Genomic DNA, 241 nt, shown 5'->3' with positions numbered 1-241 from the left:
CTTCAGCCATGATAGCCAGTGTTGAGGTATATAAATCGCCCGAAGCGCGTTTAGATGAAGGCGGTGTAGGTGGCACAGTATTAATGCATAGCCGTAAGCCGCTCAGCATGGAGGCAAATTCTGGAGTGCTCAATGTTGAAGGGACATACAGTGACGTAACGCAAAACAGTGAGCCACAACTAACCGGTTTATATTCTTGGAAAAACGATGCCGAAACGCTTGGCTTTTTAGTGGGTTATAC

Annotated in this window: 1 protein-coding gene; it reads left to right on the top strand. The window is 46.5% G+C overall.

Annotation, left to right across the window (positions count from 1 at the left end):
* On the top strand, positions 1 to 241 hold a 241-nt coding region (locus AAEY62_RS24430; RefSeq protein ID WP_350637067.1), incomplete at both ends, for a hypothetical protein.

Source organism: Pseudoalteromonas sp. GW168-MNA-CIBAN-0100 (assembly GCF_040309225.1).
GTDB classification, from domain to species: Bacteria; Pseudomonadota; Gammaproteobacteria; order Enterobacterales; family Alteromonadaceae; genus Pseudoalteromonas; species Pseudoalteromonas arctica.
Note: the sequence above shows the minus strand (reverse complement) of the source record. Positions and strands in the feature narration are given on the sequence as shown.